The following is a 15540-nucleotide window of genomic DNA, read 5'->3' on the forward strand; positions in this document are numbered from 1 at the left end:
TTTTTATGGGTGCATGAGGTTAAAAGTTCCGCTAATCGTACACTTTTCAACAAGGAAGTGTCCTTGACCGTAACGGGGGCTTCAATTATAGTTGGAACGTAGGATTACTATTATGAAGTAGGAATTGTAAGCATATATTTCATACCAGGTTTTTAAGTAAACACAAAGGTGGCTTGGAACATGTCTGAAAGTATCTATGTAGGTGTCGATTTGGGCGGTACCGCGATTAAAGTCGGCATTTGTAATGAAAACGGACAGCTTTTGCACACATATGAGGGACCAACCGAAACCGATAAAGGTGTAGACGTTGTCATCGGTAATATCGAAAAATATGTGCGGCATATTGTTGAGCAATCTCCTTATGAGTGGGATCAACTAAAGGGTGTCGGTGCAGGCGTTGCAGGTTTTACGAATGTTCGTGATGGTATTATTGTCCTCGCTCCTAATATTGGCTTTCGTGACGTACCGATCCGTGCGCTCCTAGAGAACCGGATTGGCAAGCCTGTGAAAATAGACAACGATGCGAATGTTGCTGCGCTGGGTGAGGCTTGGGCTGGTGCAGGCAAAGGCATCGAAAACTGCGTATGCTATACCCTGGGAACAGGAGTAGGTGGCGGTATTATTATAAACGGTAAAATATACCAAGGTTCTTCGGGCATGGCCGGAGAAATTGGCCATATCAGTGTCGTACCTGATCTGGAGGCTATTCAGTGTGGATGCGGCAAAATGGGTTGCTTGGAAACTGTATCTTCCGCAACAGGCATCATTCGCATGGCCAAGGACGCTGTGGAACGTGGCGACCGGACCTCTCTGGCGCTGGAAGATCAAATTGCTGCCAAGGAAGTATTTGATGCTGCTAAAGCTGGAGATGAAGTCGCGCTGCGTATCGTGAACCGGGCTGCCTTTTATTTGGGGAAATCCATGGCAGCGGTTGCCGCTGTGCTTAATCCAGAGTTGTTTATTATAGGCGGCGGTGTTTCTAAAGCAGGCGACTTTTTATTTGAAGAGATGCGTCGCGTATACGCCAAACTGGCACCTGAACCGCTTCAAAAGGGTGTATATATCGTACCAGCGGTGTTAGGCAATGACGCAGGTATCGTAGGGGCTGCAGGGTTGCTGCTACGCTCCTGATTCACAGGTTATTGATAATACGGGTACTGGTATAGAGCGAAGAAGCAAAAGGAGAGGGAAGTCCATATGACAGACAACCTAAAAAATGCTGCGCCGTGGGCAACGCTCATTATTATTACGGGGATGTCAGGCGCAGGGAAGACCATTGCGGTTCAGAGCCTGGAAGACTTGGGCTTCTTCTGCGTCGATAATTTGCCCCCTGTACTGATTCCCAAATTTGCCGAGTTGATTGAGCAGTCGAACGGTAAAATAGGCAAGGTGGCACTCGTAATTGATTTACGCGGACGAGAATTTTTCACTGCCTTGTCGGAATCTTTGAATTATATTAAAGATCATTTTACGATTCATTGTGAAATTTTATTCTTAAATGCGAATGATGGCGTTCTCGTACAGCGGTATAAGGAGAGCCGTAGACGTCATCCGTTGGCTCCAGACGGCATGCCTTTGGATGGGATTCGGTTGGAGCGCAAGATGTTGGAAGAACTAAAAAGCTCAGCTACACAGGTTATTGATACAAGTGTGATGAAGCCTGCAACCTTAAAGGCGAGGATTATTTCACGATTTTCTCATTTGGAGAGCAGTATGCTTTCCGTGAACATTACTTCTTTTGGCTTCAAGTATGGTATTCCCATTGATGCCGATCTTATATTCGATGTGCGCTTCCTGCCTAATCCCCACTACGTGGACCAACTACGTCCCCACACGGGACAGGATAGCGATGTATATGATTATGTCATGAAATGGCCTGAGACTCAGGCATTCTTGACCAAGTTGCTGGATATGTTACACTTTTTGATTCCGCAATATCGCAAAGAAGGCAAAAGCCAGGTCATTATCGGCATTGGCTGTACTGGCGGTAAGCATCGTTCTGTTGCAATATCGGAGTATTTAGGAAAAATGCTAGGTGCCAGCGAGACAGAATCTGTTTCTGTTTCGCATCGGGATGCTGATCGGGACCGGCATTAATGAGGTGAAATCATGAAAGAGACCGGATCACAACGGGAGCGCCCACGTATTGTTGTTATGGGCGGCGGAACCGGCTTGTCCGTCATGCTGCGGGGCTTAAAGCAAAAGCCGCTAGATATTACGGCTATTGTTACAGTCGCTGACGATGGCGGAAGTTCCGGGATTTTGCGCAGTGAGCTGCAGATGCCTCCTCCAGGGGATATTCGCAATGTGCTGACTGCCTTGGCTGACGTGGAACCAGTGATGTCAGATATGCTGAAATACCGTTTCGGTGCGGGATCAGGATTGTCAGGCCATAGCCTGGGTAATCTGATTTTAGCAGCGATGACCGATATATCGGGAGATTTCGTAACGGCGGTACGTGAGCTTAGCCGTGTATTTGCTGTCCGGGGACGTGTGCTACCGGCAGCCGAGGAAGGCGTTGTGCTAAGCGCCGAGATGGAGGATGGCACGGTGATTACCGGGGAGTCCAAGATCCCGGAAGCGGGCGGACGCATCAAACGCGTCTTTCTTGAACCGACTCACGTGGAGCCGTTGCCTGAGGCTGTAGAGGCCATTAATGAAGCCGATGCGATTTTGATTGGCCCCGGCAGTCTATATACCAGCATATTACCAAATTTGCTTGTACCTAAACTCGCTGAAGCTGTAGTAAAATCAGACGCTATCAAAATATTTGTCTGTAACGTTATGACCCAGCCTGGGGAAACCGATGGTTATACGGTAGGAGATCACCTGCAAGCTATTTTTGAGCATGTAGGGCATCATCTCTTCGACTATGTCATTGTAAATAACGGAGAAATTCCACCCCAAGTACAGGAAATGTATGCCGAGCAGGGAGCCAAGCCAGTTCAAGTAGACATGGGCGAGCTGACCGACCGGGGATATAAAGTGGTGGCAGATACATTAGTTCTGTTCCGCACGTATTTACGGCATGATGCCGACAAATTGAGCCAGCATATTTACCAATTGGTACAAAATTGGATATTAAGAAGGAGGTGAGTCCCTTGTCCTTTGCGGCACAAACGAAAAAAGAGCTTACGATGATTGAAAGCCAGTCCTGCTGTGAGAAAGCGGAACTATCTGCACTTATACGTATGCTCGGATCCGTACAACTGTCGAATAAAAGGGTGATATTGGACGTGTCCACAGAAAATGCCGCGATTGCAAGGCGGATTTACTCCTTGATCAAGAAGCATTTTCAACTTCATATCGAACTGCTTGTACGGAAAAAAATGCGCTTGAAAAAAAATAATGTGTACATTGTCCGTATTCCCAATGGTGTGCAGCAACTGCTAAAGGATCTTTATATCGTTACAGAAGGTTTCTTATTCACTGACGGGATTAATCGGGATATCGTTCGGAAAAACTGTTGTAAGAGGGCTTATTTGCGGGGCGCCTTTATGGCAGGTGGCTCTGTCAACAATCCTGAAGGATCGTCTTACCACCTTGAAATTTCTTCGATGTATGAGGAGCATTGTCAGGCACTCGTTGATCTTGCGAATGAATTTCATCTAAATGCTCGCTGTATTGAGCGAAAAAAAGGTTTTATTCTCTACATCAAGGAAGGCGAGAAGATCATTGAGCTGCTTAGCATCATTGGGGCGCATCAAGCCTTGTTCAAATTTGAAGATGTACGCATTATGCGTGATATGCGCAATTCTGTAAATCGCATTGTCAATTGTGAAACGGCTAATTTGAACAAGACGATCGGAGCTGCTGTCCGGCAAATTGAGAATATTAAGTTGCTGGAGAGGGAAGTTGGTTTGGAGACCTTGCCGGATAAACTGCGTGAAGTGGCAGAAATTCGGCTCGCTCATCCCGATTTGAATTTGAAAGAAGTCGGAGAAATGCTCAAAGGGGTCGTGAGTAAATCGGGTGTAAATCATCGGCTTCGCAAAATTGATGAGATGGCTGACAAAATTAGGGGCGAAAATGGCCTGATTCCGTAAAAAGAGTGTCCATGGGGCTTTTAGCCCCGGTTTTTTTAGTTTTTTTTCTAGTGTCTGTCCCGGGTTAATGTTATAATGTGATAAATAAAATGGAGTAAGTAGTGTCCAGATTTATTTGATGAGGGGGTAAGCTGACATGTCAAAACATCCGGTAGTCGTACGCTTGAAAACAGGACTGCACGCCAGACCTGCTGCGTTGTTCGTACAGGAAGCGAATAAATATTCATCTGAGATTTTTGTGGAAAAAGAAGACAAAAAGGTTAATGCCAAAAGCATCATGGGTATTATGAGTCTTGCGATCAGTACAGGTACTGAAATCAATATTAGTGCTGAAGGTGCGGACGCTGAACAGGCTGTAAACGCTTTAGTAAGTTTGGTTAGTAAGGTAGAGCTGGAAAATCAATAAACAAAGATTTGCTTTGTAATATGGTGTATGCTCTTAGTGAAAAGCCCCCTTTGGGGCTTTTTTTTGTATCCAGAAAAAAGTCTTCGAACGCTCCTCCGTTAGTTAGCTGTTTTATGTGTGGATTTGTTGAATATAGAGACCGTATTAAGTTCAAGTTATAAATAATTAGATTCCCGTGGTCATGCCCTGTTTCGGAAATTTGTATGCTTGGCTGCAACCTTTTTCCGTCTTTTCCGTCTGGAAGGTACAAACATTTACAAGAAAGAGGTTGAATTCAATGAGACTTTGGACAAAAACAGTAGCCACGGCAGTTCTCGCAGGAGCATTAATGGCAGGGGGAGTAGCAGGAGGATTATGGACAGGGGCAGATCGGGCCTATGCTGCGTCAACAGCTTCGACGGTAAACGGTGTAATTAATGTGACTGGAAGCGGGGAAGTATTGGCGAAGCCCGATATTGCTTATCTCTCTATCGGTGTACAATCGGAAGGGAATACGGCAGCGGCTGCTCAAAAAGCCAATGCTACAAAATTGAACAAGGTTACACAACTGCTGAAAGAAAAGTGGAGCATCAGCGCAGATGACATTCAGACCAGCCAGTTTTATGTACAGCCTAACTTCACCTATAACGAAAAAGAAGGGCAGAAGCTCAAAGGCTACACTGCCAACCATACACTTTCCGTCAAATACCGAGATTTGGATAAAATTGGTCAGTTATTGGATGAGGCGACCAAGTCTGGAGCCAATAACGTAGATAATGTACTTTTTTCCGTGGAAGATCCTTCGACTTATGAAGAGGAAGCCATTACTAAGGCATTGGGAAGCGCACAATCTAAAGCGAGTGCTGTAGCTAAAGCAGCCAAACGCGGGTTAGGTGTCCTTGTGAGTGTGACGGTAGATGGCGGAGAAGCACAGGTCTTTACACAACGTGAAAATGCCATGTCAAAATCGCTCTTGGACGTAGCAGGTGGCGGGACAGAGATCCAATCAGGACAAGTAACAGTGAAAGTTCAGGTGTCGGCTCAGTACGAAATGAACTAATACAGATCATCAAACGAAGCCACAAGCGGCCTGCATCATGTGCAGGCTGGCTTGCTGGCTTTTTTTGTATACCGAAACCTTTTTGTAATGAGTCTGTCATAGCTAAGGGTTATTAGGTGTACATATTGAAATCGGAGAGTGTACAGATTGTAAACTACATACAATAGGGTATAGATATAATAATAAAAGTAGTTATCACACATAGACAATACAGATCATTAACAGGAGGAATACTTAATATGAGTAAGCATGCAAAAAAATGGGGTTCAGCACTGCTGGCAGCAGGGATTTTAGCAGGAGTCGCAGCTGTTCCCGTTTCCTATATCCAGGCAGCATCGACCAAACAAGCGACAACACAGCAACCGGGAATCACCATCCAATGGAATGGTAAAACGTTGCCCGCTAAAGGTGTTCAAGTGAACGGGAGTACAATGATTCCGGTGGCCGCACTGCGTGACAGCCTGGGGATTCCAGTAAGCTATGAGGCGAAAACAACGACATATACCGTAGGTAGCGGGTACAATAAACTTTACATTATAGCTTCTTCCTCGGATGCCTACGTCAACGTCAATGGAATCAATACACGTAGCATGGATGCCAAACAGATCGCTGGGAAGCTATACATTCCTATGAGTCTGCTGAAAGACTATCTAGGCATAGATGCACAATGGAATGCTGCTCAGAAAACAGTAACGCTGAGTAAAAGCCAGTTAAATCCGATCACCATTGCGTCTCAAACACTTCCAGCATCGAGTAATGCGAAGGTGTCCTACAAAATTAAGTACCCGCAAATCAACGGCAGCCAGCTAAATCCTGAGGCTCAACAGGCCATTAACAATGTGCTTAAAAAGCATGCAGAGGGTATATTGGCAGCAGGTAAAAAGATGATGGCTGAGGGAGAGGCTACAACAGAAAGACCGTATGAGTTCGGAAATGATTTTGCGATTGCCTATAACAAAAATGGTATTCTGAGTGTGATTATGCAGGATTACTCGTATACGGGTGGCGCACATGGCATGACGGCACGTAAAGGATATACGTTCTCGCTCGCTGATGGTAAACTGCTGCAATTGTCTGACGTTTTGAAGGCAAATCCGAACTACAAAAAGTTCCTCAATGCTGATTTGAAGAAAAAAATCGATGCGCTTCAGGCTGGCGAAGGATTCGGCAAATTTAAAGAGCTGGCGGCAGATCAGAATTTTTATGTGACGAGCAGTGGAGTAACAATTGTGTTTGATTTGTATGATTATGCGCCATACGCGTATGGAATTCCGGAGTTTACCTACTCGTTCGGTCAACTGCTGCCTCAAGGCGGAAAGCCTTTTGCGGGACAGCATGAATAGTAGGAGTAAACAATTCCAATTGTCTATAAGCTAAAAAACAATAAAGCAAAAAAAGCTGCCTACCGGATAAAACATCCGGGGCAGCTTTTCCATTTACCAGCTATCGAGAGGCAAATTTCTTCTCTTATACACCTTCTGGAGAGGAGCTAGTTAGCACTTTATCAATAATACCGTATTCCTTGGCATCATCAGCGGACATGAAGTAGTCACGGTCTGTGTCTTTTTCAATGCGCTCCAGTGGTTGGCCTGTGCGATCTGCGAGAATGCGGTTCAATTTGTCACGCATTTTCAGAATGCGGCGTGCACGGATTTCAATATCCGTTGCCTGGCCTTGTGCACCACCCAGTGGTTGGTGAATCATAATTTCACTGTTTGGCAAAGCGAAACGTTTACCTTTGGCGCCTGCATTCAGCAAGAACGCGCCCATGGAAGCCGCCATACCTACGCAAATCGTAGATACGTCAGGTTTAATGTATTGCATCGTATCGAAAATGGCCATACCAGCTGTAATGGAACCGCCAGGACTGTTAACATACAAGTGAATATCTTTTTCAGGATCTTCGGCAGCCAAAAACAGCATTTGCGCAATAATAGAGTTGGCTACAACGTCATTGACGTCCGAGCCTAACAAAATAATGCGATCCTTCAACAGTCTGGAATAAATGTCATAGGCGCGTTCGCCGCGGTTACTTTGTTCTACTACCATAGGAACATAGCTCACGTCAAAAAACCTCCCTTAAATATCGTTAGTGGATTTGGTGGACATGCCGATTACACGTCCCTTATTTATAAACTGTTACCGTATTAACCACATGATAAACAATTTCAAACAAAAAGTCAAAGAAAGTCAAACTAATGATTAAAAAAAAGAGCCCTCAGCGCTCTCATTGGTTAAAACATTATGTAGAAGCATTTATGCGTTCATTTAAAATGGCGCGCCCGCGAGGAATCGAACCTCGATCTCAGGCTCCGGAGGCCTACGTCATATCCGTTGGACCACGGGCGCATAGTTCAATCAATGCAAACAACTAACTAATTAAACAGCTAATTGGAAACAAAGATGATTATATGATATACAGCAGTGAATTGCAAGCTTTTATTAAATGCGCATATTCAGGCAAATGGTTGAGAAATATAGGTTCAGATAGACTTGCATGTGGAGCAAATATTGGTTAAGATATACGTGGGACTTAAAAAGTTATCCCGGGACGTTTTAAGACCAGTTAGAGATAGAGCATTAGAGACAGAACTTAGAAGTGTGCGGGAGTGGAAAGCATGCGAAAGATATTAGAAATACAGAAGCAGCTTCTGCCCGACCTCATGGATGTTTTGAAAAAAAGGTACACGATCCTGCATCAGATTATGCTGTCCGATGTTGTTGGACGCAGAACACTGGCAGCTTCACTGAACATGACTGAGCGCGTGTTGCGCGCCGAAACCGATCTTCTTAAAGCTCAAGGGCTAATTGAGATTGAGAGTGTAGGCATGAAGGTGAGCAAAGCAGGACTGGATCTGCTGGAACAGCTGGAGCCGATTGCGAACAACTTGTTCGGCCTGTCCCAATTGGAGGACCAGATTCGTCAAGCCTATGGTTTGAGGAAGGTGGTTGTCGTTCCAGGGGATTCGGATGCTTCTCCGTTAACAAAGCAGGAGCTGGGGCGCGCTGGAGCAAAAGCGTTGCTGAGTGTTATGGACGACGAGGATGTGGTCGCTGTAACAGGTGGCACGACGATTGCCGACGTGGCGGAACAACTGGCACTACCTTCTAATGGCCCACTTAAAGGTGGGTGGTTTGTACCGGCACGCGGGGGTTTGGGAGAAAGCATGGAAATGCAGGCCAACACAATTGCTTCCACAATGGCTCGCAAGGTAGGCGCTCAATACCGTCTGCTCCATGTACCGGATTTGCTCAGCAATCATGCTTACAACTCCTTGCTTGAAGATACGAACATTCAGGATATATTGAACCTGATTCGCGAGAGTCGTATCATCATTCACGGGATAGGCAACGCCATAGCGATGGCACATAGACGTAAACTTGATCCCGAAACCTTTGCCCAGATCAGCAGTGAGGGGGCCGTTGCCGAATCGTTTGGTTATTACTTTAACGAAGATGGCGTCGTTGTTCACAGAATGCTGACGCTTGGACTTCGATTAGAGGACATCAGGCGTACCGATACGGTTCTAGGTGTAGCTGGAGGCAAGAGCAAGGCGGCCGCTATTCATGCGGTACTGCGTTTCGGACAAGAAGACATTCTAGTCACCGACGAAGGCGCTGCTGCCGAGATTGTAAGTCATTATTTAAATGGTTAAGATGGATTTATGAATGGTGTTGTCTTGACGGGCTTTCGGGTCTGTCTTGAATATATAAAACTAAACTAAACGAACTTTGGGAGGAACTCACTCATGACAGTTAAAGTTGGTATTAACGGTTTCGGACGTATTGGACGCCTTGCTTTCCGCCGGATTCAAAACGTGGAAGGTATTGAAGTAGTAGCAATCAATGACTTGACAGATTCCAAAATGTTGGCACATTTGTTGAAATATGATACAACACAAGGTACTTTCCAAGGAGAAGTAGAAGTACATGACGGCTTCTTCAAAGTAAATGGTAAAGAAGTTAAAGTTTTGGCTAACCGCAACCCTGAAGAACTGCCTTGGGGAGACCTGGGTGTAGATATCGTTCTGGAATGCACAGGTTTCTTCACAACTAAAGAAGCTGCTGAGAAACATTTGAAAGGCGGCGCTAAAAAAGTTGTTATTTCCGCTCCAGCTACTGGCGACATGAAAACTGTCGTTTATAACGTAAACCATGAAATTCTGGACGGTACTGAAACTGTAATCTCCGGTGCTTCTTGCACAACAAACTGCTTGGCTCCTATGGCTAAAACACTGCAAGACAAATTCGGTATCATCGAAGGTTTGATGACTACAATTCACGCTTACACTGGCGACCAAAACACTTTGGATGCTCCACATGCTAAAGGTGACTTCCGTCGTGCTCGCGCAGCAGCTGAAAACATCATTCCTAACACAACTGGTGCTGCAAAAGCCATCGGTCTGGTAATTCCTGAACTGAAAGGTAAACTGGATGGCGCGGCTCAACGTGTTCCAGTAGCAACTGGTTCCCTGACTGAGTTGGTAACAGTTCTGGAGAAAAACGTAACTGCTGAAGAAATCAACGCAGCAATGAAAGAAGCTTCTGATGCTGATACTTTTGGATACACTGAAGATCAAATCGTTTCTTCCGACATCAAAGGTATCACTTTCGGTTCTTTGTTTGATGCAACTCAAACTAAAGTTCTGACTGTTGGCGACAAACAACTGGTGAAAACTGTAGCTTGGTATGACAACGAAATGTCCTACACTGCACAATTGATCCGCACGTTGGAATACTTCGCAAAACTGGCTAAATAAGAACATTCTTATTGAGCAATAACATAGAGCGGAAACAGGTTATTGTTTCCGCTCTTTATATATCAAATGTGCCTTAAATTCCTGTTTCGTAAAATTATAAGGGTGCGGAGGAATATGGAGATGAACAAAAAGAGCGTACGTGATATAGAACTGAATGGAAAACGGGTGTTTGTTCGTGTAGATTTTAACGTTCCGGTTGAGGACGGTAAAATTACGGATGACAAGCGTATTCGTGAAACCTTGCCAACCATTAACTACTTGATTGAAAAAGGTGCAAAAGTTATTTTGGCGAGTCACTTTGGACGTCCAAAAGGTCAGGTTGTTGAATCCATGCGTCTGACTCCTGTTGGCGTACGTTTGTCTGAGCTGCTGAAAAAGCCAGTAGTTAAAGTGGACGAATCGGTAGGCGAAGCTGTTAAAGCGAAAGTGGCTGAACTGCAAAACGGCGACGTGCTGTTGCTTGAAAATGTACGTTTTTATGCAGGAGAAGAAAAGAATGATCCTGAATTGGCGAAGCAATTTGCTGAACTGGCCGACGTTTTCGTGAATGATGCATTTGGTGCAGCACACCGTGCTCATGCTTCCACTGAAGGTATCGCTCATATTCTTCCGGCTGTTTCTGGCTTGCTGATGGAAAGAGAATTGTCTGTCATTGGTAAAGCTTTGTCGAATCCAGACCGTCCTTTTACAGCCATTATCGGCGGTTCCAAAGTAAAAGACAAAATCGACGTGATCGACAACCTGCTGAACATTGCAGATAACGTAATCATTGGTGGCGGTTTGACTTATACATTCTTCAAAGCTCAAGGTCATGAAGTGGGTCAATCTTTGCTGGATGAATCCAAACTGGACGTAGCTCTTGGATTTATTGAAAAAGCGAAGAAACTCGGCAAAAACTTCTATCTTCCGGTTGATATTGTTGTATCTGACGATTTCAGTGCTACGGCGAACACGGACATTGTGGATATCGACGGCATTCCTGCAGATTGGGAAGGCGTGGACATCGGACCGAAAACACGTAAAATCTATGCAGATGTGATCAAAAACTCCAAACTGGTTGTATGGAACGGACCAATGGGCGTATTTGAAATCGAGCCTTTCGCTGGTGGTACTCGTGAAGTAGCGGAAGCTTGCGCAACAACTGAAGCATACACCATCATTGGTGGCGGTGATTCTGCGGCTGCGGCTGAAAAATTCCACTTGGCTGATAAAATGGATCATATCTCCACTGGCGGCGGAGCATCACTGGAATTTATGGAAGGCAAAGCACTTCCGGGTGTTGTTGCACTGAACGATAAATAATCAAACGCACTATGCGTGAATAAAGCTTTAGGGCACCTAATAGTTAGGAGTTGAAACCATTGAGAACACCGATTATCGCGGGTAACTGGAAGATGTTTAAAACCGTACCAGAAGCTAAAACTTTCATCGAAGAGATCAAAGGCAAAGCAGAGGTTGCAGGAGTGGAGAGCGTGATTTGCGCACCATTTACGAATCTTCCTGCTCTGGTTGAAGCAGTAAAAGGTACGTCTATTAAAATTGGCGCACAAAACCTGCACTTTGCAGAAGATGGTGCATTTACAGGTGAAATTAGCGGTGGAATGCTGAAAGATCTGGGTGTAGATTACGTTGTGATCGGACACTCCGAGCGCCGTGAATATTTTAATGAAACAGACGAAACGGTGAACAAAAAGGTTCATGCGGCATTCCGTCATGGCCTGACTCCAATCGTGTGTGTAGGCGAAAAGCTGGAAGATCGTGAAGCTGGACAAACCAAAGAGGTTGTAAAAGTGCAAACTGTAGCAGCTTTTGCTGGTTTGGCTAAGGATCAGGCTGCACAAGTAGTTGTTGCTTATGAGCCAATCTGGGCCATCGGAACAGGCAAATCCTCCACTTCGCAGGACGCGAATGAAGTGATTTCCTATATCCGCAGTCTGATTAAAGAGCTGTATGATGAAAATACAGCAAATGCTGTACGTATTCAGTATGGTGGCAGTGTAAAACCTGAAAATGTTACTGAGTACCTGGGTCAAAGCGATATCGACGGCGCGCTCGTGGGCGGTGCCAGTCTTCAACCGGCGTCGTACATCGCGCTTGTTGAGGGGGCGAAGTAAGATGACAGCACCAAAACCGGTAGCTTTAATTATTATGGACGGGTTCGGATTGCGTGACACCGTAGAAGGTAATGCGGTTGCGCAGGCCAACAAACCGAATTACGACCGGTATTTACAACAGTATCCTCATACAACGCTGACGGCTTCTGGCGAAGCAGTGGGTCTGCCTGAAGGACAAATGGGTAACTCCGAAGTAGGTCACTTGAACATCGGCGCAGGCCGAATTGTATATCAAGACTTGACTCGTATTTCGAAGTCCATCCGTGAAGGTGAATTCTACGACAATGAAACACTGGTTAAAGCAGTGCAACATGCCAAGAAGAACAACACGAAACTTCACCTGTACGGACTTCTGTCCGACGGCGGCGTGCATAGCCATATCAGCCATCTGTTCGCTATGCTGGACTTGGCGAAAAAAGAAGGTTTAACAGAAGTGTACATTCATGCTTTCATGGATGGACGCGATGTTATGCCTGACAGCGGCGTAGGCTTCATGCAGCAGCTGATCGCTAAAATTCAAGAAGTGGGCGTAGGCAAAATTGCGACTGTACAAGGACGCTATTATGCTATGGACCGCGACAAACGTTGGGAACGTGTAGAGAAATCCTACCGTGCAATCGTGTACGGAGAAGGTCCTCAATACACAGACCCAATGGAAGCATTGAAAGAATCGTATGAAAAATCAGTGTTCGACGAATTTGTGGAGCCAACGGTTATTGTGAAGGCTGACGGCAGTCCTGTAGGGCTGGTCGAAAGCAATGACTCTGTTATCTTCCTCAATTTCCGTCCTGACCGTGCGATTCAACTGTCTCAGGTATTTACAAACGCGGACTTCCGTGGTTTTGACCGTGGCCCGAAATGGCCTAAAGATTTGCACTTTGTGTGCCTGACGTTGTTCAGCGAAACGGTTCAAGGCTTTGTAGCTTACGAACCGAAAAACCTGGATAACACGTTTGGTGAAGTGTTGGTTCAAAACAACAAAAAGCAATTGCGTATTGCTGAGACTGAAAAATATCCGCACGTTACTTTCTTTTTCAGTGGCGGACGTGATGTGGAGCTTCCTGGCGAAACTCGTATTTTGATCAACTCGCCTAAAGTGGCTACATATGACTTACAGCCGGAAATGAGTGCGTATGAAGTAGCGGATGCTGCTGTTAAGGAAATCGAAGCCGACAAGCATGATGCGATTATCCTGAACTTTGCCAATCCGGATATGGTTGGACACTCCGGTATGCTGGAGCCAACGATTAAGGCGGTAGAGACGACGGATGAGTGTGTTGGACGTGTTGTAGATGCGGTTAAAGCCAAAGGTGGCGTGGTTATTATCATTGCTGACCATGGTAACGCGGATATGGAAATTGATGAGCAGGGACGTCCGTTCACAGCTCACACAACTAATCCGGTTCCGTTCATTTTGACTGACGAAAATATCGTTTTGCGTGAGCATGGAATACTGGCTGACGTAGCTCCAACGCTTCTGGATTTGATGCAACTTCCGCAACCTGCGGAAATGACAGGAAAATCTATGATTGCATCCCGCAAGTAAGCTTGATTTAATAAGTATAGGCTTGACCAATAAATCATGATTCACAAAGGAGATTAAGTACAAATGACTATTATTTCTGACGTGTACGCTCGCGAAGTCCTCGACTCCCGTGGTAACCCTACGGTTGAAGTTGAAGTTTATCTGGAATCCGGTGCTATCGGTAGTGCTATCGTTCCTTCCGGTGCCTCCACAGGCGCTCACGAAGCTGTAGAGCTTCGTGATAACGACAAATCCCGTTACCTGGGTAAAGGCGTTCTGCAAGCTGTTAAAAACGTGAACGAAATTATTGCTCCTGAAGTAATCGGCTTGGATGCTGTGAACCAAGTAGAAATCGACACGCTGATGATCAAATTGGATGGTACACATAACAAAGGTAAATTGGGTGCAAACGCAATTCTGGCAGTATCCATGGCTGTAGCTCGCGCTGCTGCTGAAGCTCTGGGCTTGCCACTGTACACTTACCTGGGCGGATTCAATGCTAAACAATTGCCAGTACCAATGATGAACATCGTTAACGGTGGCGCTCATGCCGACAATAACGTTGACGTACAAGAGTTCATGGTTCTGCCTGTAGGCGCTCCTACATTTAAAGAAGCTCTGCGTGTAGGCGCAGAAATCTTCCACAACCTGAAATCCGTACTGAACTCCAAAGGTCTGAACACAGCTGTTGGTGATGAAGGTGGTTTTGCTCCTAACTTCAAATCTAACGAAGAAGCTCTGTCCACTATTATCGAAGCGATCGAAAAAGCTGGTTACAAACCAGGTGTTGACGTATTCCTCGGTATGGACGTTGCCTCCACTGAGTTCTACAAAGATGGAAAATACACTTTGGAAGGCGAAGGAAAATCCTTCACTTCTGCTGAGTTCGTTGACCTGCTTGCTTCTTGGGTTGATAAATACCCAATCATCACTATTGAAGATGGTTGCTCCGAAGATGACTGGGAAGGTTGGAAATTGCTCACTGAAAAATTGGGCAACAAAATCCAATTGGTTGGTGACGACCTGTTCGTAACAAACACAGAGCGTCTGGCTAAAGGTATCGATGAAAACATCGGTAACTCCATCCTGATCAAAGTAAACCAAATCGGTACGCTGACTGAAACATTCGATGCTATCGAATTGGCTAAACGTGCAGGATACACAGCTGTTATCTCTCACCGTTCCGGTGAATCCGAAGACAGCACAATCGCTGATATCGCTGTTGCAACAAATGCAGGCCAAATTAAAACAGGTGCTCCTTCCCGTACTGACCGTATTGCGAAGTACAACCAATTGCTCCGCATTGAGGATCAACTGGGTGAACTGGCTCAATACCACGGCCTGAAATCTTTCTACAACCTGAAAAAATAATATTGCGCAAAAATGCTGATGGCGTCTCTTGACTCATGGTTTATGATCATGAAGTCTGAACGCTCAAAGCTTTTTCGCATGAATAAAACAGGCCTACTCGCCACCGCGAGCAGGTCTGTTTTTTTGTTATTATGGATGTGTATGAGAATTTATAACTTTGCAAAGGCTTAATGGCTGAGTGACTTGCTATAGCTGTTGTTATCTACTGGAAGCTGTGGTAGAATAAAAATAGTGTTTTGCGTTAATTTCCGGCTATTTATAACATGATATGTACATGTT

General features: G+C 45.3%; 14 protein-coding genes and 1 tRNA gene. 13 read left to right on the forward strand and 2 right to left on the reverse strand.

Annotated features, from left to right (window positions below):
* The first annotated feature begins 180 nt into the window (after positions 1–180).
* The 7 genes from ACYCSE_RS10200 (at position 181) to ACYCSE_RS10230 (ending at position 6834) form a co-directional block, all read left to right on the forward strand.
* On the forward strand, positions 181–1131 hold the full coding sequence (locus ACYCSE_RS10200) for an ROK family glucokinase (protein WP_013308253.1): 951 nt from the start codon (positions 181–183) through the stop codon (positions 1129–1131).
* 66 nt (positions 1132–1197) lie between these two features.
* Positions 1198–2097: an RNase adapter RapZ gene (gene rapZ, locus ACYCSE_RS10205; RefSeq protein ID WP_013308254.1), complete on the forward strand. Its 900-nt coding sequence runs from the start codon at positions 1198–1200 to the stop codon at positions 2095–2097.
* 12 nt (positions 2098–2109) lie between these two features.
* Entirely contained in the window at positions 2110–3096 is a 987-nt protein-coding gene (locus tag ACYCSE_RS10210; RefSeq protein ID WP_023986485.1) for a gluconeogenesis factor YvcK family protein, read from the forward strand.
* Between the two features lie 5 nt (positions 3097–3101).
* Positions 3102–4046, forward strand: coding sequence for a DNA-binding protein WhiA (gene whiA, locus ACYCSE_RS10215; protein WP_061830212.1), 945 nt, complete (start codon positions 3102–3104; stop codon positions 4044–4046).
* A 136-nt stretch (positions 4047–4182) separates the two neighbouring features.
* Positions 4183–4452, forward strand: a complete 270-nt coding sequence (locus ACYCSE_RS10220; protein ID WP_013368811.1) for an HPr family phosphocarrier protein — start codon at positions 4183–4185, stop codon at positions 4450–4452.
* Between the two features lie 277 nt (positions 4453–4729).
* Positions 4730–5491, forward strand: a complete 762-nt coding sequence (locus ACYCSE_RS10225; RefSeq protein ID WP_459702170.1) for an SIMPL domain-containing protein — start codon at positions 4730–4732, stop codon at positions 5489–5491.
* A gap of 239 nt (positions 5492–5730) precedes the next feature.
* Positions 5731–6834 (forward strand): PdaC/SigV domain-containing protein, encoded by a 1104-nt coding sequence (locus ACYCSE_RS10230; protein ID WP_459702171.1) that lies wholly within the window; start codon positions 5731–5733, stop codon positions 6832–6834.
* A 124-nt stretch (positions 6835–6958) separates the two neighbouring features.
* Here the strand turns inward: ACYCSE_RS10230 and clpP are convergent, their stop codons facing one another.
* Both clpP and ACYCSE_RS10240 read right to left on the reverse strand, forming a co-directional pair.
* Positions 6959–7555: an ATP-dependent Clp endopeptidase proteolytic subunit ClpP gene (gene clpP / locus ACYCSE_RS10235; RefSeq protein ID WP_025686039.1), complete on the reverse strand. Its 597-nt coding sequence runs from the start codon at positions 7553–7555 to the stop codon at positions 6959–6961.
* Positions 7556–7765: 210 nt separating this feature from the next.
* Positions 7766–7840: transfer RNA gene (locus ACYCSE_RS10240), tRNA-Arg, on the reverse strand.
* Between the two features lie 269 nt (positions 7841–8109).
* On the opposite strand from ACYCSE_RS10240, the gene ACYCSE_RS10245 reads away from it, so the two are divergent.
* The 6 genes from ACYCSE_RS10245 (at position 8110) to eno (ending at position 15261) form a co-directional block, all read left to right on the forward strand.
* Positions 8110–9147: a sugar-binding transcriptional regulator gene (locus tag ACYCSE_RS10245; RefSeq protein WP_013308261.1), complete on the forward strand. Its 1038-nt coding sequence runs from the start codon at positions 8110–8112 to the stop codon at positions 9145–9147.
* A 93-nt stretch (positions 9148–9240) separates the two neighbouring features.
* Complete coding sequence (gene gap, locus ACYCSE_RS10250) at positions 9241–10251, forward strand: type I glyceraldehyde-3-phosphate dehydrogenase (RefSeq protein WP_322161917.1); 1011 nt, start codon at positions 9241–9243, stop codon at positions 10249–10251.
* 120 nt (positions 10252–10371) lie between these two features.
* Entirely contained in the window at positions 10372–11553 is a 1182-nt protein-coding gene (locus ACYCSE_RS10255) for a phosphoglycerate kinase (protein WP_013308263.1), read from the forward strand.
* 59 nt (positions 11554–11612) lie between these two features.
* Complete coding sequence (tpiA, locus tag ACYCSE_RS10260; RefSeq protein WP_013308264.1) at positions 11613–12365, forward strand: triose-phosphate isomerase; 753 nt, start codon at positions 11613–11615, stop codon at positions 12363–12365.
* 1 nt (position 12366) lies between these two features.
* Positions 12367–13911: a 2,3-bisphosphoglycerate-independent phosphoglycerate mutase gene (gpmI, locus tag ACYCSE_RS10265; protein ID WP_459702172.1), complete on the forward strand. Its 1545-nt coding sequence runs from the start codon at positions 12367–12369 to the stop codon at positions 13909–13911.
* Positions 13912–13974: 63 nt separating this feature from the next.
* Positions 13975–15261 (forward strand): phosphopyruvate hydratase, encoded by a 1287-nt coding sequence (eno, locus tag ACYCSE_RS10270; protein ID WP_459702173.1) that lies wholly within the window; start codon positions 13975–13977, stop codon positions 15259–15261.
* Positions 15262–15540 lie beyond the last annotated feature (279 nt).

The sequence above is a fragment of the Paenibacillus sp. SEL1 genome (assembly GCF_054602535.1).